General features: G+C 70.3%; 24 protein-coding genes, 1 tRNA gene and 2 pseudogenes. 11 read left to right on the top strand and 16 right to left on the bottom strand.

All coding sequences use genetic code 11. The features are described from left to right. Positions 1–2 precede the first annotated feature (2 nt). Genes I0C86_RS24250 through uraD form a run of 4 tightly spaced genes read right to left on the bottom strand, consistent with a single transcriptional unit; the run spans position 3 to position 2,750 of the window. On the bottom strand, positions 3–875 hold the full coding sequence (locus tag I0C86_RS24250; protein ID WP_196203588.1) for an FAD binding domain-containing protein: 873 nt from the start codon (positions 873–875) through the stop codon (positions 3–5). Further along, on the bottom strand, positions 875–1,759 hold the full coding sequence (pucL, locus tag I0C86_RS24245) for a factor-independent urate hydroxylase (RefSeq protein WP_196203587.1): 885 nt from the start codon (positions 1,757–1,759) through the stop codon (positions 875–877). The genes I0C86_RS24250 and pucL overlap by 1 nt, the downstream gene beginning before the upstream one ends. A gap of 21 nt (positions 1,760–1,780) precedes the next feature. Continuing rightward, positions 1,781–2,158: a hydroxyisourate hydrolase gene (gene uraH / locus I0C86_RS24240; RefSeq protein ID WP_323373820.1), complete on the bottom strand. Its 378-nt coding sequence runs from the start codon at positions 2,156–2,158 to the stop codon at positions 1,781–1,783. 31 nt (positions 2,159–2,189) lie between these two features. Next, positions 2,190–2,750, bottom strand: a complete 561-nt coding sequence (gene uraD, locus I0C86_RS24235) for a 2-oxo-4-hydroxy-4-carboxy-5-ureidoimidazoline decarboxylase (protein WP_323373819.1) — start codon at positions 2,748–2,750, stop codon at positions 2,190–2,192. Between the two features lie 147 nt (positions 2,751–2,897). Here uraD and I0C86_RS24230 point away from each other — a divergent pair, with 147 nt between their 5' ends. After that, a complete protein-coding gene (locus I0C86_RS24230; RefSeq protein ID WP_196203585.1) occupies positions 2,898–4,451 on the top strand; it encodes a PucR family transcriptional regulator in 1,554 nt (517 codons plus the stop codon). A 94-nt stretch (positions 4,452–4,545) separates the two neighbouring features. On the opposite strand, the gene I0C86_RS24225 is transcribed toward I0C86_RS24230, so the two are convergent. Beyond that, positions 4,546–5,187 carry a nucleotidyltransferase family protein gene (locus tag I0C86_RS24225; protein WP_407676343.1) on the bottom strand — a complete coding sequence of 214 codons (642 nt, stop codon included), beginning with the start codon at positions 5,185–5,187 and terminating at the stop codon, positions 4,546–4,548. A 212-nt stretch (positions 5,188–5,399) separates the two neighbouring features. Here I0C86_RS24225 and I0C86_RS24220 point away from each other — a divergent pair, with 212 nt between their 5' ends. Then, positions 5,400–6,272: a SigB/SigF/SigG family RNA polymerase sigma factor gene (locus I0C86_RS24220; protein ID WP_196203584.1), complete on the top strand. Its 873-nt coding sequence runs from the start codon at positions 5,400–5,402 to the stop codon at positions 6,270–6,272. Between the two features lie 505 nt (positions 6,273–6,777). Here I0C86_RS24220 and I0C86_RS24215 read toward each other — a convergent pair. The 3 genes from I0C86_RS24215 to I0C86_RS24205 are packed head-to-tail and all read right to left on the bottom strand — an operon-like array spanning position 6,778 to position 8,821. Beyond that, positions 6,778–7,020 (bottom strand): hypothetical protein, encoded by a 243-nt coding sequence (locus tag I0C86_RS24215; protein ID WP_196203583.1) that lies wholly within the window; start codon positions 7,018–7,020, stop codon positions 6,778–6,780. 20 nt (positions 7,021–7,040) lie between these two features. Next, complete coding sequence (locus I0C86_RS24210; RefSeq protein ID WP_196203582.1) at positions 7,041–7,844, bottom strand: M17 family peptidase N-terminal domain-containing protein; 804 nt, start codon at positions 7,842–7,844, stop codon at positions 7,041–7,043. Next, positions 7,841–8,821, bottom strand: coding sequence for a DMT family transporter (locus I0C86_RS24205; RefSeq protein WP_196203581.1), 981 nt, complete (start codon positions 8,819–8,821; stop codon positions 7,841–7,843). The genes I0C86_RS24210 and I0C86_RS24205 overlap by 4 nt, the downstream gene beginning before the upstream one ends. Before the next feature lie 93 nt (positions 8,822–8,914). Between I0C86_RS24205 and I0C86_RS24200 the strand changes: the two genes are divergently transcribed. After that, positions 8,915–9,850, top strand: a complete 936-nt coding sequence (locus I0C86_RS24200) for a LysR family transcriptional regulator (protein WP_196203580.1) — start codon at positions 8,915–8,917, stop codon at positions 9,848–9,850. A gap of 381 nt (positions 9,851–10,231) precedes the next feature. On the opposite strand, the gene I0C86_RS24195 is transcribed toward I0C86_RS24200, so the two are convergent. Genes I0C86_RS24195 through I0C86_RS24185 form a run of 3 tightly spaced genes read right to left on the bottom strand, consistent with a single transcriptional unit; the run spans position 10,232 to position 11,726 of the window. Then, entirely contained in the window at positions 10,232–10,585 is a 354-nt protein-coding gene (locus tag I0C86_RS24195) for a hypothetical protein (RefSeq protein WP_196203579.1), read from the bottom strand. Continuing rightward, a complete protein-coding gene (locus tag I0C86_RS24190; RefSeq protein ID WP_196203578.1) occupies positions 10,582–11,457 on the bottom strand; it encodes a methyltransferase domain-containing protein in 876 nt (291 codons plus the stop codon). The genes I0C86_RS24195 and I0C86_RS24190 overlap by 4 nt, the downstream gene beginning before the upstream one ends. Next, entirely contained in the window at positions 11,457–11,726 is a 270-nt protein-coding gene (locus tag I0C86_RS24185) for a hypothetical protein (RefSeq protein WP_196203577.1), read from the bottom strand. The genes I0C86_RS24190 and I0C86_RS24185 overlap by 1 nt, the downstream gene beginning before the upstream one ends. Positions 11,727–11,814: 88 nt before the next feature. Here I0C86_RS24185 and I0C86_RS24180 point away from each other — a divergent pair, with 88 nt between their 5' ends. Next, on the top strand, positions 11,815–12,450 hold the full coding sequence (locus I0C86_RS24180; RefSeq protein WP_323373818.1) for a TetR/AcrR family transcriptional regulator: 636 nt from the start codon (positions 11,815–11,817) through the stop codon (positions 12,448–12,450). 61 nt (positions 12,451–12,511) lie between these two features. Here the strand turns inward: I0C86_RS24180 and I0C86_RS44540 are convergent, their stop codons facing one another. Then, positions 12,512–12,643: a hypothetical protein gene (locus I0C86_RS44540; protein ID WP_255527808.1), complete on the bottom strand. Its 132-nt coding sequence runs from the start codon at positions 12,641–12,643 to the stop codon at positions 12,512–12,514. Between I0C86_RS44540 and I0C86_RS24170 the strand changes: the two are divergent. From I0C86_RS24170 to I0C86_RS24160, 3 genes and pseudogenes are all read left to right on the top strand, one after another. Further along, positions 12,635–12,868: pseudogene (locus I0C86_RS24170) on the top strand (integrase core domain-containing protein); the annotation flags it as partial. The gene I0C86_RS44540 and the pseudogene I0C86_RS24170 sit on opposite strands and share 9 nt — an antisense overlap. An 854-nt stretch (positions 12,869–13,722) precedes the next feature. Then, positions 13,723–14,154, top strand: coding sequence for a tyrosine-type recombinase/integrase (locus I0C86_RS24165; RefSeq protein ID WP_196203576.1), 432 nt, complete (start codon positions 13,723–13,725; stop codon positions 14,152–14,154). 117 nt (positions 14,155–14,271) lie between these two features. Beyond that, positions 14,272–14,344: transfer RNA gene (locus I0C86_RS24160), tRNA-Lys, on the top strand. A gap of 197 nt (positions 14,345–14,541) precedes the next feature. Here I0C86_RS24160 and I0C86_RS45520 read toward each other — a convergent pair. After that, positions 14,542–14,661, bottom strand: a pseudogene (locus I0C86_RS45520) (hypothetical protein); the annotation flags it as partial. Positions 14,662–15,040: 379 nt separating this feature from the next. Here I0C86_RS45520 and I0C86_RS24150 point away from each other — a divergent pair. After that, the gene (locus I0C86_RS24150) at positions 15,041–15,268 is read left to right on the top strand and encodes an alpha/beta hydrolase (RefSeq protein ID WP_323373817.1); all 228 of its coding nucleotides are present in this window, start codon (positions 15,041–15,043) and stop codon (positions 15,266–15,268) included. Between the two features lie 42 nt (positions 15,269–15,310). Here the strand turns inward: I0C86_RS24150 and I0C86_RS24145 are convergent, their stop codons facing one another. Continuing rightward, positions 15,311–15,721 carry a type II toxin-antitoxin system VapC family toxin gene (locus I0C86_RS24145; protein WP_196203575.1) on the bottom strand — a complete coding sequence of 137 codons (411 nt, stop codon included), beginning with the start codon at positions 15,719–15,721 and terminating at the stop codon, positions 15,311–15,313. Then, entirely contained in the window at positions 15,718–15,996 is a 279-nt protein-coding gene (locus I0C86_RS24140) for a type II toxin-antitoxin system Phd/YefM family antitoxin (protein ID WP_196203574.1), read from the bottom strand. Before I0C86_RS24140 ends, I0C86_RS24145 begins: the two co-directional genes overlap by 4 nt. Before the next feature lie 282 nt (positions 15,997–16,278). On the opposite strand from I0C86_RS24140, the gene I0C86_RS24135 reads away from it, so the two are divergent. After that, positions 16,279–17,673, top strand: a complete 1,395-nt coding sequence (locus tag I0C86_RS24135; protein WP_407676342.1) for an extracellular catalytic domain type 1 short-chain-length polyhydroxyalkanoate depolymerase — start codon at positions 16,279–16,281, stop codon at positions 17,671–17,673. A 39-nt stretch (positions 17,674–17,712) separates the two neighbouring features. On the opposite strand, the gene I0C86_RS24130 is transcribed toward I0C86_RS24135, so the two are convergent. After that, the gene (locus I0C86_RS24130) at positions 17,713–18,477 is read right to left on the bottom strand and encodes an SDR family NAD(P)-dependent oxidoreductase (RefSeq protein WP_196203572.1); all 765 of its coding nucleotides are present in this window, start codon (positions 18,475–18,477) and stop codon (positions 17,713–17,715) included. Positions 18,478–18,720: 243 nt separating this feature from the next. On the opposite strand from I0C86_RS24130, the gene I0C86_RS24125 reads away from it, so the two are divergent. Beyond that, a complete protein-coding gene (locus I0C86_RS24125) occupies positions 18,721–19,125 on the top strand; it encodes a Fur family transcriptional regulator (protein ID WP_196203590.1) in 405 nt (134 codons plus the stop codon). Between the two features lie 34 nt (positions 19,126–19,159). Continuing rightward, positions 19,160–21,391 carry a catalase/peroxidase HPI gene (katG, locus tag I0C86_RS24120; protein WP_196203571.1) on the top strand — a complete coding sequence of 744 codons (2,232 nt, stop codon included), beginning with the start codon at positions 19,160–19,162 and terminating at the stop codon, positions 21,389–21,391. Positions 21,392–21,452 lie beyond the last annotated feature (61 nt).

Raw genomic sequence — 21,452 nt, 5'->3', positions numbered from 1 at the left:
CCTCATATCCCCACCCCCGGAAAGTCCGACCGGTGCTCGTCCCAGGCCCGCACCAGCGACCGCCGGGCCAGTACGCCCAGCGCGTGCCGCCGGTAGGCGGCGGTGCCGCGTACGTCGTCGATCGGGCTGGCCGCCGCCGCGACCAACTCGCCGAACCGGCGGACCAGCGGGCCCGGCAGATCTCCCCAGCCGTCCCAGGGCAGCTCGGCGCGGAGCAGGTCCTCCGCTTCCGGTGCCCGGACCGGGGTCGGTGCCGCCGAGCCGATCCCGGTGCCGACCTCCCGGGTCGCCATCCGCAGCACGAGCGCGAACGAGCAGACGGCGATCACCATCGCGTTCCGGGTGCCGACCTTGGCGAACTGCTCCGGTCCGGTCGTCGGCCCCAGCAGGATCGCCGCGATCAGCTCGTCCGGGGCCAGCACACTGCGTTTCGGCCCGGTGCAGAAGCCGGCGACCGGAACCCGGCGGACGCCCCGCACCGACGCCAGTTCGACCGTCGCCCCGGCGGCCAGCAGCGGCGGCAACGCGTCTCCGGCCGGGGACGCGGAGCCGAGGTTGCCGCCGATGGTGCCCCGGTTGCGGATCTGCGGGGAGCCGATCGTCCGGGCGGCCATCGCCAGCCCCGGCGCCCGGCCGGACAACTCGGTGACGATCCGCCGGTACGGCACCCCGGCGCCGAGCCGCAGCCCGCCGGGGTCGGCGTCCCACTTCGCCAGCTCAGCCACCCGGCTCAGGTCCAGCAGGGCCGGCGGGCGGCGCCGGGCGAAGTTCAACTCCACCATCACGTCGGTGCCACCGGCCACCGGCAGCGCGTCCGGATGCTCCGCCCGCAGGGCGAGCGCCTCCGCCCAGGTGGTCGGTTGCAGGAAGTCCATCAGGGCCCGCCGTCCACCGGACCGGCGACGCCGTCGGCCTCCCGGGTCACCGTGCCCTCGATCAACCCGTACGGCCGGTCGGTGGCCACGAAGACCTCGCCCGGGTTGGTCAGCCCGAACGGCGCCAGGTCGACCGGCAGGTGGTGCCGGTTGGGCAGGCTCAGGTGGATCTCGGCGATCTCCGGCCGCTCGGCGAGTACCCGGTGCCCCATCGCGTACAGGGTCTGTTGCAGCGACCTGCTGTACGTGTCGACGAACGCGCCGACCAGGGCGGCCCGGACCCCGGCGTACGACCCCGCCCATTCCCGGGTCGCCGTCCGGTCGGCGGGTTCCCCGTCCCGGTGCCGCCAGTTCGCCTCGACCGCGGTGGCCAGGATCCGGTCGTCGGTCTCCGGCAGCGTGGTGTACGGGTCGCGGACGAAGCCGTTGAACTCCGAGTCGGTGCTGTTCAGCAGCACCAGTCCGGTCAGCCCGGACTCGACGGTGGTCCGATCCGCCGTCACGGTCACCGTGGCGGTACGACTCTCCGCGCCGTCGCGCTGGAAGGAGTGCGGCCCGAGCCGCTGCCAGCCGTACTCGGTCAGCCGCACCCGGGCCCGGCCGAGGGCGGGCTGGCTGTCGACGAAGTGCCGGGCGAGCAGCAGTCCGAAGTCCTCGATCTGGTCGATGCCGTACCGGCGGGCGAAGGCGTACACGGTGTTCTTCTGCGAGTCGGTCGGCAGCACGGAGCCGTTGTCGCCGGAGAGGTGGACCTCGGCCAGGTCACCGGAGAGGGCGATGCTGACGTTGAGGTCCCGCAGCTCGTGCCGGGGCCCGTCGCGACGTACCCGGACCACCCGGACCTCGGCCTTGCCGTACTGGTTGGCGCCGAGCGTGACCCGCACCGGTCGACCTCCCTCCATGGCTCAGCTACCCCGGTAGGTGGTGTAGCCGTACGGGCTGAGCAGCAGCGGCACGTGGTGGTGCCGGTCCGGGTCGGTGATCTGGAAGGAGACGACGATCTCCGGGAAGAACGCCGCTCCCGGCGGGTAGTAGCGTTCGACCAGGAACACCAGGCGGTAGCCGCCGGCCTGCCAGCCGCGCAGCGGCACCCGGTCGAGCAGCGGCGTCCAGTCGGTCAGCCGGCCGTCGTGGTCGGTCCGGCCGTGTGCGACCGGTGCCCAGCCGCCGCTGTCCCGCCGGTCGAGCCGCACCTCGATGTTCCGGGCCGGCTCGCCCCGGACGGTGTCCAGCACGTGGGTGGAGATCCGGACGAACCCGTCGGGTGGGCTTCCCGCGCTCACGACCGCTCCCCGCTCATGACCGCTCCCCCGCTCATGACCGCTCCCCGCCCCGCCGCGTCTCTCCATCCGCTCCGCTCCGCTCGGTCATCAGCAGCCTCCTCAGGCGCAGCAGGGCGATCCGGCGCAGTTCCTCGTGCACCACCCGGCGTTCGGTGGCGGTGTCGTTGCCGAGTCGGTCCCGGGCGGCGGCGAGCAGTTCCACATCGGTGCGTCCACTGGCGAAGACCAGGAAAAGGTGCCCGAACCGTTCCTCGTACTCCCGGTTGGCCCGGGCCAACGCGGTCCGTACGGTGTCGTCCGCGCCATCCACTCCGGACTGTTCCCGGCGTGACCACGCCGCTTCCCGGTCGGTGCCCGCCGGCCGCTCCCCGATCCTCGGGTGCGCCGCCAACGCGGCCGCGACGTCGGACCAGAGCAACCGGCGCAGCGCGGTGTCGGCGACCGCGACCACGGCCTCCACCTCCGGGTACGGCCGCCCGGCCGCCACCGCCCGGGCCCACCTCGGTACGGCACAGCAGGCGAGCAGTTCCCGCTCGACCTGCGCGGCGGGCCGACGGTTGAAGCTGCCCAGCGAGTCGCTGACCACGGTCACCTCGGCTCACCTCCGGTGTTGACCAGAAGTACAGCAGTCGTCGCCACCCGGAGTGAACCGGTGGGAACGCCGAAACCGTCAGCCCTCGCCGTATCGTTTTCGTAGATTTCTCCAAACGGGCCCTGGCCGGGCGGGAAGGGTGCGGCGATGCTGCTCCGGGAGGCCCTGGACCGACCACGGTTGCGGTTGACCGTGCTCAGCGGCGCGGACGACCTCGACCGTCCGGTCAGCCGGGTGTACGTCACCGACCTGCCGGATCCGCGCCGCTACCTGTCCGGTGGCGAGATCGTGCTGACCGGGTTGATGTGGCGGCGCGGGGCCGGTGACGCGGACCGGTTCGTGGCCGCGTGCGCCGCCGCCGGGGTCGCCGCGATCGGTGCCGGCGACGCCGCGTACGGGTCGGTGCCCGAGGACCTGGTCGCGGCGTGCCGCCGGCACGGCGTACCGCTGTTCGAGGTTCCGGTCGAGGTGTCCTTCCGGGACATCATCGACCAGGTCAACCCGACCATGTGGGCCCAGCGTGCCACCGGGCTCGCCACGGTGCTCGGCAGGTACCGCGGCCTGGTCACGGCGATGGCCGGCGGCGCCCGGCTGGTCGACCTGCTGAAGCCGGTCGCCGCCGACCTGGGCGCCGAGTGCTGGGTGCTCACCTCGACCGGACGGATCGTGGCCGGCACCGGGCCGATCGCGCCGGAGTCCCGCCGGGCACTGGCGACGTCGTTCCTGGCCGCCGGCCGGCTTCCGGCCGTGGTCGACCTGGCCGGCCGGCGGGCCTGGCTGGTCGGTGTGCCCGGTCGCCCCGAGCACCGGCTCGCCGCCTGGATGCTGGCGTACGCGGTCGACCCCGCCGCCCCGGACACGGCCGGTTCCGACGTGGCGGCCGAGCTGGTCAGTCTGGTCGCTCTGGAGCGGGCACACGCGGACGAGGCCGGTCGGGTGGAACGGCGTCTCGCCGATCAGCTCGGGCGGGCGCTGGCCGCCGGCGCGTCTTCCGTCGACCTGCGGGCCGCACTGCTCTCCGGTGGGCTGGCGCCACAGTCGACCCTGCTGGTGGTGGCCGTCCGGCTCACCGGGCTGACGACACCGCCGGAGCTGGCGGTGGCGGTGGCGGAGGAGGTGGTCCGGTCGGCGGGCGTGTCCGCGATGGTCACCGGCGACGCACTGCCCGATGCCGTGCTCGGGGTGCTGGGTGTGGCACCGACCCGGCTCGCCGAGGTGACCGACGCGATCCGGGCGGCGGTCGCCGGGCTGACGCCGGGACTCGGTGCCGGACGGCTCGCCGTCGGGATCAGCGGCCCGGCCGCCGACGTGGGGGCGCTGCCGGGCGCGGTCGAGCAGGCCGGACACGCCCTGGTTACCGCGCTGGCCGGCGCCGGGCCCGCGACCGTGGTCTCGGCCGGCGACCTCGGCTCGCACCTGCTGCTGCTCTCCGGGGTCCCCGCGGAGGCCAGGCGGGCGTTCCGGGACCGGGTGCTCGGCCCGGTACTGGCCTACGACCGCGCGCACGACGCCGACCTGGTGGGCACCCTCGACGAGTTCCTGAACTGTGCCGGTTCGTGGAGCCGGGCCGCCGCCCGGCTCCACCTGCACGTCAACACCCTGCGCTACCGGATCGGACGGGTCGAGCAACTCACCGGGCGGGACCTCTCCCGGTTTCCCGACCGGGTCGACTTCTATCTCGCGATGCGCCTGCCGCACTGACGCCGGGCGGCCGATGCCGGTGGCCGGTGGCCGATGCAGATGCCGGTGCCGATGCAGATGCCGGTGCCGGTGCCGGTGCCGGTGCCGGTGCCGGTCAGGAAACGGTGGCGGGCGGGGTGTCCAGGTCGGCGTCGTCGGCGACGTCGTCGCAGGGTACGACCCGCAGCCGTGCCGCGTGCCGACGCAGGTACGGCCGGGCGCCGACGTCCCCGACGGCCGACTCGGACACTCCCGTCCAGTGGGCCCGGCCGAGCAGTACGGGATGCCCTCGCCGGTTCCCGTAACCGGCCATGGCGAGCCGGTCCGGCTCGGCGAGGGCGACCAGTCGGCGGACCGCCTCGGCGGTGATGCCGGGCATGTCGACCAGGAGGACGACCGCGGCGACGGCGTCGGTGTCGCCCAGTGCCGCGAGGCCGGACCGGAGCGAGGAGCCCATCCCGCTCGGCCAGTCCGGGTTCTCGACCGTCAGGGCGTCCCCGAGTTCGGCCCGGGACCGGACGATCGGAGCGGCGGCGCCGAGCACCGCGACCACCGGTGCACAACCGCCGTCCCGGGCGAGTTGCACGGCCCGCTCGACCAGCAACCGCCCGCCCAGCCGAACCAGCGCCTTGGGACCCCCGTAGCGGCGGCCGGCACCGGCGGCGAGCACCAGCCCGGCAACCCGGGACGGTCCGGTCGGATCCCGCGCGGTCGGATCCCGCGCGGTCGGATCCTCCGGTACGGCGCCGAAGTTCACGCTCGCAGCCTAGCCAAGTCACAAATTCCTCGAGTATTTGCCCGTTATCTGAGCTTTATGCCCTTTATACATCAACCGTTCGGCTAGCTTTTGCCGAGACGATCGGGCTAAGGTGATGCCTGAACGGATAACCAATCACCACGAAACACCACCACGAAATTCGACATACACCGTCCCCACCACGACTTCCACCACGTGCAGGGAGGACCACCATGACCGCACCGACCACCACCCGGGCCGCCACCACCGAGTCCGAGGCTCCGGCCGCGTCCGAGGCTCCGGCCCCCGCCGCCGTCGAGACCGGCACCCGGTTCTCCGTGAAGCCCGGCGCACTGGCCGACAGCGCCACCGACCTGCTCCTGGCGATGGCCGCGCTGCCCGCGCAGCACCCCTCCCGCCCCGCCCTGCGCGCCAAGGCCATCGAAGCCTGGATCCCCCTGGCCAACCACCTCGCCCACCGCTACAGCGGACGCGGCGAACCCACCGACGACCTCGTCCAGACCGCCGCCGTCGGACTCATCAAGGCCATCGACAAGTTCGACCCCACCCGCGGCGTCGACTTCGCCGGCTACGCCATCCCGACCATCATCGGCGAACTCAAGCGACACTTCCGCGACCGCACCTGGGACATCCGGGTACCCCGCCGACTCCAGGAACTCCGCCTCGCCATCAGCGAAGCCAACAGCAACCTCCTGCAGACCCTCGGCCGCTCCCCGACCGTCGCCGACATCGCCACCCACCTCAACCTCACCGAGGAAGAGGTCCTCGAAGGCCTCGAAGGCGCCCGCGCCTACAACGCCGTCTCCCTGTCCACCCCGACCGGCGACGGCGAACGCGCCACCGAACTCGGCGACATGCTCGGCGGCGAGGACGGCGAATACGAACTCGCCGAACTCCGCGTCGCCCTCGGCCCGGCCCTGGCCACCCTCGACGAACGCGAACAGAAGATCCTCACCCTGCGCTTCTACGGCAACCTCACCCAGTCCCAGATCGCCGAGCAGATCGGCGTCTCCCAGATGCACATCAGCCGCCTGCTCACCCGCGCCCTGACCAAACTCCGCGGCCAGCTCGGCGAGACGTACTGAGCAGACAGCTCGACGAGACGTGCTCAGCGGCCACGTCGGGAAGTCGTACCGACGAGGCGGCGTACGGGAGGGCCCGGCGTGCCATGGCATGCCGGGCCCTCCCGTCTCATCAGCCGGAGATCGGCGGGTCGGCGGTGCGAGGCGGCGGAACGAGACACGACGGCGGATATATCCACCGGGGGGCGGCCACCGCCGAACGTAAAGCCATTAGTCCGGATTCTCGCCCATGAATCCAGGAAAGCGTCGCCGAGTATCAGCAGGTCAGAATGGTTGTTGCGCTTTGTGGCTGTCTTGTCCGAAGGTCGCTCTGAGCCGAAATCCAGATTCTAGACGTGGAATCCGCCCGGGGTCGCTGGTATCCGAGCGCCTGCGGAGCACCCACGACCGCGCCGGCCGTCCCGTTGTGCCGAGCGCGTGGCAGTGCTTGAGCGGGCGGGGTCGGCGCCTCCAGCGGTGATGATCAGCAACTCACGCGTATCCACATCGTGTCGAGATTCCGCCTTCTTTAGAGGATACGAAGGCTCCGCCGCAGACCAAGAAGTGCTTGCTGGCCGATGTCGGCAATCGCCGAGTCCTTCAGGTGGATGTCGTCCCAGCCCTGATGATGGTCATACGCCTGACAGATCTGCTCCCACGTTGGTCGAAGCAGCACTGCGAGAGCATGTTCGGCGAGTTCGGGGATAGCGAACACACTGGGCATATTCAGCGATCGCGCCTCCGCCTCGGCATGACCGAGCAATGTGAGCAATCGGCCGGTTTGCCGGGCGACTAGGCTGGTTCGCGCGGGGTCAGACTCACCTTTGCCTCGGGGTGGGTGTGAGCGATCCGCACCAGCCGCGGCGGTCGCGCCGAGCCCTGCCCGACGCCGAGGATGCCACCGAAGGCGCCCGCCGCGAGCGCCTCCTCGTCGAGCACCTCGACCGCCAACCCATGCTCCCGGCCGGCCGTAACCACGGCGGCGGCGAAGCTCTCAGGGTGCAGGTCGTTGGCCGGCGTGTTGACCAAGTCACGGGCCCAGTTCAGCTCCTGGCCGAGCACGCCGGCGCGTCGCACGGCGGCCTCGGCGTCCGTCCGGCCGTCGCGGTTCACGAGGATCGCCAGCTCGCGGACCGGGGCCGCGGCGTGGTCGGTGGTGCGGTAGGCGGTGAAGGCGTACGCGCCGAGTAAGCCACCCACCGCCACTGCCACCGCCTCCACGGCCTCGACGGTCCCGGCCGGCAGCGCCAGTGCGACCGTCCCGACGCCGGCCAGAACCCGAGTGGCCACCCCGGCGGCCCGGCGCAGCGCCTCGGTGTCGCACCCGGTGTTGTTGTCGGCGGCGTCGCCGAGGCCGACCGCGAGGACCAGTCTGGCCTCGATGCCGGCGGGCGCGGGGAGCTTGAACGCCTCGCCCTCGGCACCGGTCACGCCGAGGGTGCCGAGGAGTTCTGCCAGCGTGCCGTCGAACGCCTCGGTCACCGCCGCCGCGCCGGGCGCCAGCATCGGCCCCTTGGGACATTTCGCGACACCGATCACGATGCAGTCCGCGGGCAGCGATGCAGCGGGGGTCGCGCTTACCGTCAGTGCGGTCACTTTCGTATGTCCTGTTCTCTTCCCGGAAGGCTGGTCAGGGTTCTCGGCGTGGCCAGCGCGGCCGGGGTTACCGCCGGCGCCGATGCCGACAGCGGCCGCTTGTGCCGGCGGGTCAGGCCGATCCCGACGAGCACGACCACCATCCCAGCAGCGATCCGGAGGCTGAAACCCTCGTCGAGCACAACGGCCCCCAGCGCCACTGAGACCACCGGCAGCAGATAGCCGACCGTCGCAGCGTTGGTGGCGCCCTCGGTGGCGATGATCCGGTAGGTGAGGTGGAACGTGATCCCGGTGGCGACGATCCCGAGGATCAGTACGGCGATCGCCGTTGGCGGGTCGATGTCGATCGGTGTGAGGCCGCCCGCCGGCAGGGCCAGCGCGGTCATGCCGGTCGCAGCGATCAGCTGCGCGGCGGACAGGGAGATGGTGGGGATGGCCTTGCCAACCAGGTGACGGCCCATATATGCGAAGCCGACGGCATAGCTCGCCGCGGCGGCAACGATCGCGAGCGCGCCCCAGCCGACCGGCCCGGTCACCTGCCAGGGAGCGAAGATCAGTACGACGCCGGCGAATCCGAGCAGGAGCCCGGCCAGCCGGGTCGGGCGCAGTCCGCGCTCGGAGCCGAGGGCGAGGCCGACCAGCAGAGTCCACAGCGGTGTGGTCGCGTTCAGGACGCCTGCGATCCCCGAGTCGATCGTCTGCTGGCCGACGCTGAACAGCGCGAACGGCAGGGCGTTGCAGAAGAACGCGGCCACGGTGATGTGACCCCAGGTCGCCCGGTGACGGGGCAGCCGCCGGCCGGTAGCGAGGCAGGCGATCAGCAGGGTGGCGGCTCCGAGCACGCATCGGCTGAGGGTGACCTGGACCGGTGTCAGCGCGGTCAGGGCCAGCTCGATCCAGAGGAACGTCGATCCCCACAGCAGGGCGAGCACCCAGACGCCTGCCCACGTCCAGCCCTTGCCTGCGACACCGTTCACTTGATCTCCTCGGTCGGTTCTCGTCTGAAACGGTGCCCTGGGTGATCCTGAAGGACAAGCAAAAGATTCTGCATATCTGTTAAGTTCGTCTACATGATCGATGTGAGGCGGATGCAGGTACTGCGGGCGGTGGCTGCCAGCGGGTCGGTGACCGCGGCGGCGGCACACCTCGGCTACACCCCCTCCGCCGTCAGCCAGCAGGTGGCGGCGCTGGAAAAGGAAACCGGGGTTGAGCTGCTCGAACGCGTCGGCCGGGGCGTACAGCCCACAGCGGCGGGCCAGCTGCTCATCGGACACGCGGCGATCATCAGCCAGCACGTCGCCGAGGCCGAGACCGCGCTGGCCGACCTGCGCGCCGGGCGTACGGGCCGCCTGACGATCCACTATTTCGCCTCGGTCGGCCCGACCCTGCTGGCGCCCGCCATCGCCCGGCTCCGGCGCGAGCATCCCGGCGTGACGGTCGACCCCAAGCTGACCGACCCGCAGGAATCCCTGCCGGACGTCGAGCAGGGCAACGGCGACCTGGCCATCGTCGTTCGCAGGCCGACCGGCGAGAGCCGCCCGGGGATTCGACTGGTACGCCTGCTCGACGACTCGTACCAGGTTGTGTTGCCCACCGGGCATCCGCTCGCCACGCAGCAGGTGGTGAACCTGGCCGACCTCGCCAGCGAACCTTGGGTCGGCAGCGAACCGCCCGGCCCCTGCCTGGAGCCAATAGTCGACGCCTGCGCCGCAGCGGGCTTCACCCCTGACGTCGTGGCCAAGTCGGAGGACTACGCGACGGCTCAGGGATTCGTCGCCGCAGGCCTCGGAGTCAGCCTCATCCCCCGCCTGGCGCTGGGCACACGCCACCCGGGGATCGTCGTCCGGCAGGTCCGCCATCCGGAGCCGATCCGCACGATCTATGCGGCCGCTCGGGAGATCTCACTGACACAGCCCGCGGTGCGTGCGCTGATCGACGCCCTAACCTCCGTCTTTCGTGCGCCCAGCGGACCTGGAGGTGAGTGTGTAGCTCATCTGGAGTCGTAAGCTCGTCGTCGCCTGCCGGCGGAAGTCCGGTCCGGGTAGCTGCCAGGAGGCCCGGTAGCAGGCTGGCGGCTCGGTCTGGAAACGGGTCGGGTCGAAGCCCAGCGTCGAAAGCCCTGTCAGGGGGAGCGACTGAGCGGTCCGTAGGCGGTGGACCGGCGTTTGCGGCGGTGACTGTGGGCTCCGTCGGCCGGAGCGGCCGGGCCGTCCGCTCCGTCTCGCAGGGCGACTGATGCTCTCGCTGTCATCCTGGCACCTGATCACCACCACCCGACCGTTCGACCACGTCCATCGATGGTCACGATGGCGGCGCCGACACCAAATTCGCGCCAAACAAGCCCACTACCAGCGAAGACACCGAATCAACCAGGTACGGCTGGAGTATTAGAACGAGCTGAAGCTGTCTACGTCGATTAAGGTGAGCACCTCGGTACGCACGGCCGGGCATTCCGCCTTGGTCGCCGCGTCCAGTGCGGCGCCGTTCTCGGGCTTGCCGTGGGACTCGAAGAAGGTGGCCAGCTTGCCGGCCAGGTTGGCATGCCGCCCGACCGGGCTGCCGACCTCCTTCAGCGCCGGGATCTCGCCCTTCAGGTAGGCGCAGACGTCCTTCGCCGAATAGGAGCCGCCCGCCGCCGGTGCGGCCGACGGTGGGTCGGTGTCGGTTGAGGAACAGCCCGTCACCACGGCGGTGCTGATGATCAGTGTGAGGAACGCTGCGAGGCGCCGGTGAAAGGTCATGATGTGCTGGTCCTGTCTGAGTGGGCGGTGATCAACCAGAGTCCGGTCGGCAGCCGGTAACCGGTACCGGCAGTGCGGAACCGTTCGAGCAGGCGTGCCGCCCCGGCCCGGGCGTGGCCCTGGGTGGTTGGCTCGGCGTCCCGGTAGGTCGCGCAGGCGGGGCCGATCTCGATGAGCCATTCGGCGACCGCTTCTGGATCGTCCGGGGCGTCGAGTGTGACGTCGTACGGGTGGATGCCGATGTCGGTGAGGCCGGCGGCGGTGAGCAGGCGGGTCACCCGGGCCGGATCGGCAAACGCGAAGGGTCCCGGCTCGTCGCCGATAGGCAGCGGCGGCAACGGTCCCAGGTGTGTCGCCGCACCGAGCATCGCCGACGGCAGCCACGGGTTCACCCGGCCGTCGCGGAACACCGTCGCTGCTAGCCGGCCGCCGGTACGCATCGACCGCCGGACTGTGGTCAGGCCGGCGACCGGATCGGCGAGCAGCATCAACGTCATCCGGGAGTAGACGGCGTCGAACGGCGACCCGGGTACGGCATCTAGCGTCTCGATGTCACCGGCGACAAACCGCGGTCCCGCGCAGCCAGGTGCGGTGAACCGTTCCCGCGCGGTCGCGACCATCGCCTCGGCGAGGTCAAGACCGATCGCGCTGCCCAGCGGAGCGACGGCCCGCGCGATCTCGGCGGTCGTGCCGCCACACCCGCAGCCGACGTCCAGCACCCGTTCACCGGGCTGGGGTAGCAGCCAGTCGAGTGCCACGGCGCCCAGCGGCCGGCCGATCTCGTCGTGCCGGTCGGCCTGATTGACCCATCCCGGTGCCGTCCGGGCCCAGAAGTCGGCGTTGCGGGCGCGCAGCGTGGCGGTGTCGGTCATCAGAACGGCATCTCGGCGCCGTCGACGCTCGCCGACCGGAAGGCGGCGGCCTTCGCCGGATCGAAGCCCTCCTCCTGGGCGGCCAGCCCGGCGGCCCGGACCAGGCGTTCCGACTGGAACCTGCGGAACGAGGCCTCGTCGGCCCAGATGTTGATGATCCGCCACCCCTCGTCGGACGGGCCGGCCACGTGGGCCAGCAGTCCCGGCGGCCGGTCCGGACCGAGGTGCTTCTCCACCTGCCGGTATTCCTGCTCACTGACTCCGGGCATGTCTTGCACGACGCCGTACGGCATGGCTGTCCCCTGATGTTTAGTCGGCAGAGTTAGACTCTATCGAATAGTGGACTACGCTACGCACGTGACTGTCAACCGGCGTTACGTCTCACCCCGCCGTCAGGAACAGGCCCGGCAGACCCGACGAGCGATCCTCGACGCGGCCGCCAAACTGTTCGTGGACCCGGGCTACGCCGCGACGCCGCTCACCGCCGTCGCCGCTGAGGCCGGCGTCGCAGTGCAGACCGTGTACGCGGTGTTCGGCAACAAGCGCCAGCTGCTCTCCGATCTCGTCGATGTCACCCTGGTCGGCGACGACGAGCGGGTGGCGATGGCGGACCGGTCGTTCGTCACCGACATCCGCGCGCTGACCGGCCTGCGGGCGAAGCTCACCCGGTATGCCCGGCACCTCGCCGAGACTCACGCCCGGCAGGTGCACGTGATGCTGGCGCTGGCCGGCGCTGCGACCGCCGACGCCGACGCCGCGGCGATCTGGCGCAAGAACCTCGCGGACCGGCGCCGCGGCATGGGGATGTTCGCCGTCGATCTCGCGGCCACCGGTGAGGTCCTGGTGAGTCAGGAGCGGGCCGCCGACGTGCTGTGGCTCGCGCAGGACGTCCGCAACTACGACTGGCTGGTTCGCGAGCGCGGGTGGCCGGTCGAGCGGTTCGAGCGGTGGTTCGTGGACAGCGTCGCCGCCGTGCTCGGCGCGCCGGACTGATCACCTTTCCGTCCGCGACCCGGTGTAGCGCTTCCCGCCGCCTGCCGTGACTTCCCCACCGTCAGTAGACCCCAACCGGTGCCGGAAGATGACAGTCCCGCTCCCGCAGGCCCAGCGCCTCACTCGGCCGCAACGCCGCGAAGTAGAGGCAGGCGTATGGCGCGACACCCTCACCACCGCCGGAATCAGCCACAAACGCACCCGGCCCTACCGACCCCAGACCAACGGAAAAGTCGAACGCTACAACCGCACCATGCTCGATGAATGGGCCTAGGCACGCCCCTACCGCACCGAAACCGAACGCCGTGAAGCCCTGCCCGCCTGGCTGCACACCTACAATCACCACCGCGGACACACCGCACTCGGCGGCCTACCACCCGCCAGCCGCGTCCCCAACCTCTCGGGTCAGTACAGCTAGAACAGTCAGAGGCGAGATCGAGTGCATGAGGACGGTAGGCGCGGGCGCAGTACCGGTAGGCCGCTGGCGAGGTACCCTGATAGGTCCTTTTCCAGCGGCCCCCGGCCCGAACCCGCCGTGCCAGTTTCCCAGCAACGGGCTCTCCAGCGACCATCACGTGTCAGCGGGTGCACCCACCCAGCCCACGCAGGGCATCACGTTCCGTCTCGGCGCTCGGCATTTCGCCTGCCTCCCGGCTTGCGATGCCCGGTCACCTGGCCCCTTCGCCCTGCTTCCGGCTCTCCCGGACTCCTTGGCAGGTCGCGACTCCTGCGACTACTACGGGGCCTCCGTCGCCATAGGACTCGCGTCCCGTAGGCGATCCCACGTTCGTCCTCGTTGTACGCGTCAAGCGGAACTTAGGCGGCCCACTCATCTCCTTGAATGCCCTCACTGGCCATCACCCGCGCCCCGGAGGTTGCGTCAGCCGATGAGCGATGCTGACGCAGGGCGCGGCACCGGTTCAGACGTCTTTCCGGTGGATGGCGGCTTGCATCTGCTGGAGATTGGGCTTCGGGCAATCCAGCTCTCACCATATTCCGCGGGTCCCCAGCACCTCGCACCCGTACGCCTGGGCGCGACCGCTGCTTTCCTGGCATGCTCTTGTCCCCTTCACCTTTCGGATCCAGGTAAGCCATCGGACCCAAGAACCTCCCTCCGAGTTCCTCCCGGCTGTACCGGGGATACAACAAGGCCTCGTGGCGCACCTCATTTGCCGCCGAGCGGGCGCGCCGAACACCGGCGTCCCGTCACTCTCCGTACGCCATCGTTCAGCTTGTCAGGCGTACGCTCGTGCCGAGAAGAGTGCCTATCCGATGGCCTGGCCGATCTTCCGCCAGCCAGACGGGCGGGCCTGGCATCCCAGCAGCGTCACCGACCGCTTCCAGCGCGACTACGCCGCGGCGGGTCTGTCGCCGATCCGGCTGCACGACGGCCGGCACTCCGCCGCGACCTACATGAAAGCCGCCGGTGCTGACCTGCTCGACATGCGCAAGAAGCTCGGCCACGCCAGTGTCACCGTGACCGCCGACATCTACCCCGCCAGCCTCGACGAGATCGACCGGATGATCGCCGAACGCACCGCCGCCCTCACCCCCCCCGCAACCGACCGGCCGGTCCGCGGACCGACACGGACCCCACCGGGTCGGACAGTCCCAGAGCAGTCCCACCGGCCACCGATCCCGCTCAACGGACAAAAGACCAGGTCCCGGCGCAGGAGGATGCGGGATTACCTACGGATTCCCTGACAGCCAGCATCCCGACCATCGGCCCGGCCGGAGCCGTACCGTGGCCGCGACGAGGCCGCCGCCGCGACAGATACCCCCGGGACGTACGGTGAGCGATCCGGTAGCCTTGCTGGACACGGGCTGCTAGCTCAATTGGCAGAGCAGCGGACTTTTAATCCGCGGGTTCTGGGTTCGAGTCCCAGGCGGCCCACCGGCTTGACCGGCATCAACCGCTGTCGAGGACTCCTCCCCGGCAGCGGTTTTCGCTGTACTGGTCACCGACTGGTCATGCCGGTTTCTCGGGACCAGCTTCGAGGCCTTCTCCGCGGCGTCCTTCCCGACCCCCGCGCGCAGATGCCCGTAGGTGTCGTTCGTGATCGCGATCGACGAGTGGCCGAGCACCTTCGAGATCACGCCCATGTCAACGCCGGCCTTCATCCGCAGCGACGCAGCACCGTGCCGAAGGTCGTGCAGCCGGACCGGGCGGACGCCGGCCGACCGGCACAGCGCCTTGAACCGCTTCGTGATGCCGTCCAGCGCCAGCGGGTTCCCGTCCTCCCGCGCAAAGACCAGGCCGTGATCGGCTCCTCCCGCGCAAAGACCAGGCCGTGATCGGCGTACGCGTCACCCCGGTCGTCTCGCTCGGTCTTCTGTGCGAGTTGCGCGACGAGCAGTACGCCGACGGTGGTGCCGTCCAGCTCGACGAGCCGGTCTTCACCGCTGGACGTCTTCTTCACCGGGGCCGAACATCAGCCCCTTGTACTTGGCCCGGCAGTACGGGCACGCTGGCAACTCGTCCTCGGAGAGGATGTCGCCCCGCCCCGACCCGAGCCGAGCCGAGCCGTGGGAAAGTCCTCCTCGGCTCCACCCCGCGAAACTCACCCGCCGAGTGGTTCGGCGTGCAAGCGTGTCAAACGGGCTGCCCCAGGCACTCGTCGTGGTGCCGACACTCGACCCGGTGGCCGACCACGGACGTGCGTACGCCGAACGGCTGCGCCAGGCCGGGACGCCCGCGCGGCTCACCGAACATCCCGGAGCGACGTACGCGTTCCTCAGCATGCCGGGCGTGGTGCCGCAGGCCAAGGCCGCGCGGGTCGAGATCGCCGATTTCCTCCGGGGCCGCCTCGCTGGATGACGTGGTGGCAGGGCCTTTCGGTCTTCCCGTGGGAGTTGCCGGTCAGTTCTGGCCTGGACTCGCTACTGGCAACCCCACGGCCTTGGCACATTCGAGCAGTCGCCGGTCGTAGCTGACGAAGGCGATGAGTGCCGTCCCGGACTCGTTGGTCAGAACCTGGGCGGTGGCGAGGTGGATGGCGTCGAGGCTGCGCGGCGTCGGCTCGGCGAACGCGGCTGCGGTCGCGCGGATCGTGTTGTCGATCTCCAGTCGGAAGAGCCGCCCGACGGCCGCCGGCACACCGATCAAGGCTTGCGGGGCTGACCGGCGCAACGCTCGAGGTACTTCCACCTCGACAAGGGCGGACGAAACCAGCGGCACATCGTCGTGGGTGTTGAGCCAGGAGACAAGGTCGACACTGCATGCCTCCTGCCGCACGAGTTTGACGACGGCAGCGGAATCGAGATAGATCACCAGCGCTCCTCGTCGCGCATCGCGGCGACCGTGGCGGCCACGTCGACATTCTCGTCACCGAGCTTCGGCGGAAGCGGAACGGGCCCGCCGCCGGCCGGGGCAACGGCCCGCCCCACAGCCACCAGCTTGGCCAGCGTCGACCGGTCGTCACCCACCGGAACGAGCCGGGCGATCGGGTGCCCACGATCCGTGATCTCGATGGTCTCGCCACCGCTCACCCGGGCCAACACCTGGCTCGTGTTCTGGTTCAGCTCTCGGACACCGATGCGCTCCATGGGGACGAGTGTAGAACACAATGTTCTACCTCGTCGTCTGCTTGGCGGGTGTGACCGCGCGCGGTCACCTCACGGCTCTGGCCCTGACTTGACGGCGAGGGTGGCGCGAGGCACGGTATAGGTAGAACTCGATGTCAAAGGTATGATGTCTGTCGTGTTACCTGACCAACCGTTCCGGCCCAGGTGACGGCGACCGGTCGCGGAACGCACCGGCCCGGCCAGCCCGACACCACCCTCGGCGGAGCCCCGAGCACCCGTCCGTGCATCGAAAGGACCATGCCGGTGAAGCGTCTACTCAGGCTGGGGGCGGTTGTCGCCGCCATGCCGCTGCTCGCGATGGCGATGCTGATGGTGGCGCAGCCGGCCGCGGCGGCCTCGCTGACCCAGGTGACCGGCTTCGGCAACAACCCGAGCGGCCTCAACATGTACATCTACGTGCCCGACAACGTCGGACCGAGGCCGGCACTTCTGGTGTTGATCCACTACTGCGGCGGATCGGCACCGGCGATCTTCAACGGCAACGGTCGCGACTACGTCACGGCCGCGAACCGGTACGGGTACGTGATCGTGCTGCCCGAGGTGACGCGCAGCAGCAAGTGTTTCGACGTGTACTCGCCCCAGGGGCTGCGGCGGGGAGGCGGAAGCGACTCGGACGGCATCATCTCGATGGTCAACTACGCCAAGCAACGCCACAACGTCGACCCGGGCCGGGTGTACGTCAGCGGGTTCTCCTCCGGCGCGATGATGACCAACGTCATGGCGGCCCAGTATCCGGACGTGTTCGCCGCGGGGTCGTCGTTCAGCGGCGTGCCCGCCACCTGTTTCGCCACCGGCAGCAGCACCAACACCTGGAACAGCCAGTGTGCCGGGGGACAACTCACCAGGACCGCCCAGCAGTGGGGCGACGCGGCCCGGGCGATGTACCCCGGCTACTCCGGCCGGTATCCCCGGATGCAGTTCTGGCACGGGGCCACCGACACCACGCTGTCGTACGTGAACTTCGGTGAAGAGATCAAGCAGTGGACCAACCTCAACGGGCTCAGCCAGACCCCGGTGTTCACCGATCGTCCGCAGTCGAACTGGACCCGCACCCGGTACGGCGACAGCGGCACTCAGGCCGCCGTCGAGGGCATCAGCATCAGCGGGGTGGGTCACGAGCTGCCGCAGGCCGGTCAGATCGCGTACGCCATCTCCTTCCTCGGCCTCGACGGCACTCCCGGCACGCCGCCGCCGACCTCGCCGCCGACCTCGACGCCGACCCCCACCCCGACGTCGAACCCGCCGACGAGCGGCGTCGCGATCGTGGGGGACCAGTCGGGCCGCTGCCTCCAGGTGCCGAATGCGAGCACCACCAACGGGGTCCAGACGCAGTTGTGGGACTGCAACGGCAGCACCGGGCAGCGGTGGACCCACACGTCGGGCCGGCAGCTCATGGTGTACGGCAACAAGTGCCTGGACGCCAACGGCGCGGGCACCAGCAACGGCACCGCTGTGATCATCTGGGACTGCCACGCCGGCACGAACCAGCAGTGGAACGTCAACGCCAACGGCAGCATCAGCGGCGTGCAGTCCGGATTGTGCCTGGACGCGAACGCGGCGGGCACGGGTAACGGCACGAAAATCATTCTCTGGTCCTGCAACGGCCAGCCCAACCAGCGGTGGACCATGCGCGGCTGAGCGCCGCCCCGGTACGAGGTGGGCGGCCGCCCGGTCCAGTCACCAGGCGGTCGCGCCACCCTCGGCCGGATAGTTGCCACCGGTCAGGTACGACGCCCGGTCGGAGGCGAGGAAGGCCGCCAGTTCGACGACCTCCTCAGGTCGACCGAAGCGCTTGAGCAGCGTCTTGCGGGTTATCGCGTCCCGGGCCGCCTGGTCGTCGCCGAGGTCGCGTTCACTTGCCGGGCTCAGGACGGGCCCCGGACTGATCGCCACCGCGCGGATCCCGACGGGCGCGCCCTCGAGCGCGAGTTGTCGGGTCATGCCGATGATGCCGGCGTTCGCCGCACAGTGCCCGATCATCGGAGGGACCTCCCCGGCGATCATGCCGGCCATGGACGCGACGTTGATGATGACGCCGCCGCCGCGCCTGACCAGGTGCGGCCACGCGAACTTCGACACGAAGAACGGGATGTCGAGTTCGCCGGCAATTGTCGCCCGCCAGTCGTCGACCGAGAAGTCGGGCATGGCGCCGAAACGTAGCGAGGCGGCGTTGTTGTAGACGACGTCGAGTCCGCCGTACGCGGCCGCGGCCTCCTCGACGACCCGCTGTGCCTGTTCCGGGTCGGTGAGATCGATCGGCGCGATCCCCGTCATCTCACCGCCGGCACGACGTACGAGATCGACTGTTTCGTCGTTGCCACCGGTCTGGATGTCGCACCCGACGATCCTGGCGCCCTCCCGTGCGAAGATGAGCGACCCTACCCGGCCCATTCCCCCGCCCGTGCCGGTGATCAGCACCACCTTCCCGTCCAGCGTTCCCATGGAACTCCTCCTGCTCCTGCTCGTCCGCAGACTATGGGTCGCCCGACGGCGATGCCCTCGGTTCGGAGAAGCTCGCGGTGGACCAGCGCGAACTGCGGTACCGCAGGCGGCGCTCCGCTGGTCGGGGGGACGCTTTGCTCGTCGTAGGGAGTCGGTCGGGGTGATGTCCGGCCCATATTCTTGACCGATTCCAGAAAACTGGCCAGACTTCGGCGCGTGGCCACGACCCTGGACTTCCCGCAGATGCTGCGCGGCGCCGCGTTGCGGGTGACCCGTCCTCGGGTGGCGGTGTTGCAAGCGGTGCACACGCATCCGCACGCCGACACCGACTCGATCATCGGTGCCGTACGCCGCGATCTTCCCGAGGTGTCCCACCAGGCCGTGTACGACTCACTGCATGCGCTGACGGCCGCGGGCCTGGTCCGGCGCATTCAGCCCTCCGGCTCGGTGGCCCGCTACGAGTCGCGGGTCCGGGACAACCACCACCACGTCGTGTGCCGGTCGTGCGGCCGCATCGCCGACGTCGACTGCGCCGTCGGCGACGCGCCCTGCCTGACCGCGTCCAACGACAGCGGCTTCTCGATCGACGAGGCCGAGGTCGTCTACTGGGGCATCTGCCCCGACTGCTCCACCACAGGCAGTTCCTGAGCGCACTGCTCCGCAGAATCACGGAAGGAACCGGATGTCCGAGAATCACGATGCCGTCGTCCATGACGCCGACGCGGGGAGCGAGTCCCGCTGCCCGGTCGCACACGGACGCGCCCCCCACCCGACCGAGGGCGGCGGCAACCGCGGCTGGTGGCCGAACCAGCTCAACCTGAAGATCCTCGCCAAGAACCCTGCCGTGGCCAACCCGCTCGGTGCCGAGTTCAACTACGCCGAGGCGTTCAAGACTCTCGACCTCGCCGCGGTGAAGCGGGACATCGCCGAGGTCCTGACGACCTCGCAGGACTGGTGGCCCGCCGACTACGGCAACTACGGCCCGTTGATGGTGCGGATGGCGTGGCACAGCGCGGGCACCTACCGGATCAGCGACGGCCGTGGCGGTGCCGGCGCCGGGCAGCAGCGCTTCGCGCCGCTCAACAGCTGGCCGGACAACGGGAACCTGGACAAGGCCCGCCGCCTGCTGTGGCCGGTCAAGAAGAAGTACGGCAAGAGCCTCTCCTGGGCCGACCTCATGATCCTCACCGGCAACGTCGCCCTGGAGACGATGGGCTTCAAGACCTTCGGCTTCGCCGGTGGCCGCGAGGACGTGTGGGAAGCCGACCAGGACGTCTACTGGGGCCCCGAGACCACCTGGCTCGGTGACGACCGCTACACCGGCGACCGGGAACTGGAGAACCCGCTCGCCGCGGTCCAGATGGGCCTCATCTACGTCAACCCGGAGGGCCCGAACGGCAACCCGGACCCGCTCGCCTCGGCCCGGGACATCCGGGAGACCTTCGCCCGGATGGCGATGAACGACGAGGAGACGGTCGCGCTGATCGCCGGCGGTCACACCTTCGGCAAGACCCACGGCGCGGGCCCCGCGGACCACGTCGGCGCCGAGCCCGAGGGCGCCCCGCTCGAGGAGCAGGGCCTGGGCTGGCGGAACAGCTTCGGCACCGGCAAGGGCGGGGACACGATCACCAGCGGCCTCGAGGGCGTGTGGACCAACACCCCGACCACGTGGGACAACAGCTTCTTCGAGATCCTCTTCGGGTACGAGTGGGAGCTGTCGAAGAGCCCGGCCGGTGCGAACCAGTGGAAGCCGAAGGACGGCGCGGGCGACGGCACCGTCCCCGACGCGCACGACCCGTCGAAGAGCCACGCCCCGACGATGCTGACGACGGACCTCGCGCTCCGGGCCGACCCGGTCTACGAGCAGATCTCGCGGCGCTTCCTGGCGAACCCGGACGAGTTCGCGGACGCCTTCGCGCGGGCGTGGTTCAAGCTGACCCACCGCGACATGGGGCCGGTCGTCCGCTACCTCGGCCCGGAGGTCCCGACCGAGACGCTGCTGTGGCAGGACCCGATTCCGGCGGTGACGCACGAGCTGGTCGACGCGGAGGACGTCGCCACCCTCAAGGCGCAGATCCTGGCCTCGGGGCTGTCGGTGTCCCAGCTCGTCTCCACCGCGTGGGCGTCGGCATCGACGTTCCGGGGCGGCGACAAGCGCGGCGGCGCCAACGGGGCGCGGATCCGCCTCGAACCGCAGAGCGGCTGGGAGGTCAACAACCCCGACGAGCTGGCGAGGGTGCTGCACACCCTGGAGGGGATCCAGGAGGCGTTCAACGCCGCCCAGACCGGCGGGAAGAAGGTCTCGCTCGCCGACCTGATCGTGCTCGGTGGGTCCGCGGCGATCGAACTGGCCGCCCGGAACGCCGGCCAGGCCGTCGAGGTGCCCTTCACGCCGGGCCGTACGGACGCGTCGGCCGAGCAGACCGACGTGGAGTCCTTCGCCCCGCTCGAGCCGACGGCGGACGGGTTCCGCAACTACCTCGGCAAGGGCCACCGCCTGCCGGCCGAGTTCCTGCTGGTCGACAAGGCGAACCTGCTGACCCTGAGCGCGCCGGAGATGACGGTCCTCGTCGGCGGTCTCCGCGTCCTGGGTGCGAACCACCAGCAGTCGCCGCTGGGCGTCTTCACCACGAACCCCGGCTCGCTGACCAACGACTTCTTCGTCAACCTGCTCGACCTGGGTACGACGTGGAAGCCGACGTCCGAGGACGCGAGCGCCTTCGAGGCTCGTGACCCCGCGACGGGCGAGGTCAAGTGGACCGGAAGCCGCGTCGACCTGCTCTTCGGGTCGAACTCGGAGCTGCGCGCGCTCGCCGAGGTCTACGCGAGCGACGACGCGCGGGAGGAGTTCGTGCGCGACTTCGTCGCGGCGTGGGTCAAGGTCATGAACCTCGACCGGTTCGACATCGCATGATCCCGACGTCCGGGCCGGCCCACCACGGCCGGCCCGGACGACCGGGCGGGCCCAGTCTCTG

It is taken from the genome of Plantactinospora alkalitolerans (genome assembly GCF_015690345.1).
GTDB lineage: Bacteria > Actinomycetota > Actinomycetes > Mycobacteriales > Micromonosporaceae > Plantactinospora > Plantactinospora alkalitolerans.
Note: the sequence above shows the minus strand (reverse complement) of the source record. Positions and strands in the feature narration are given on the sequence as shown.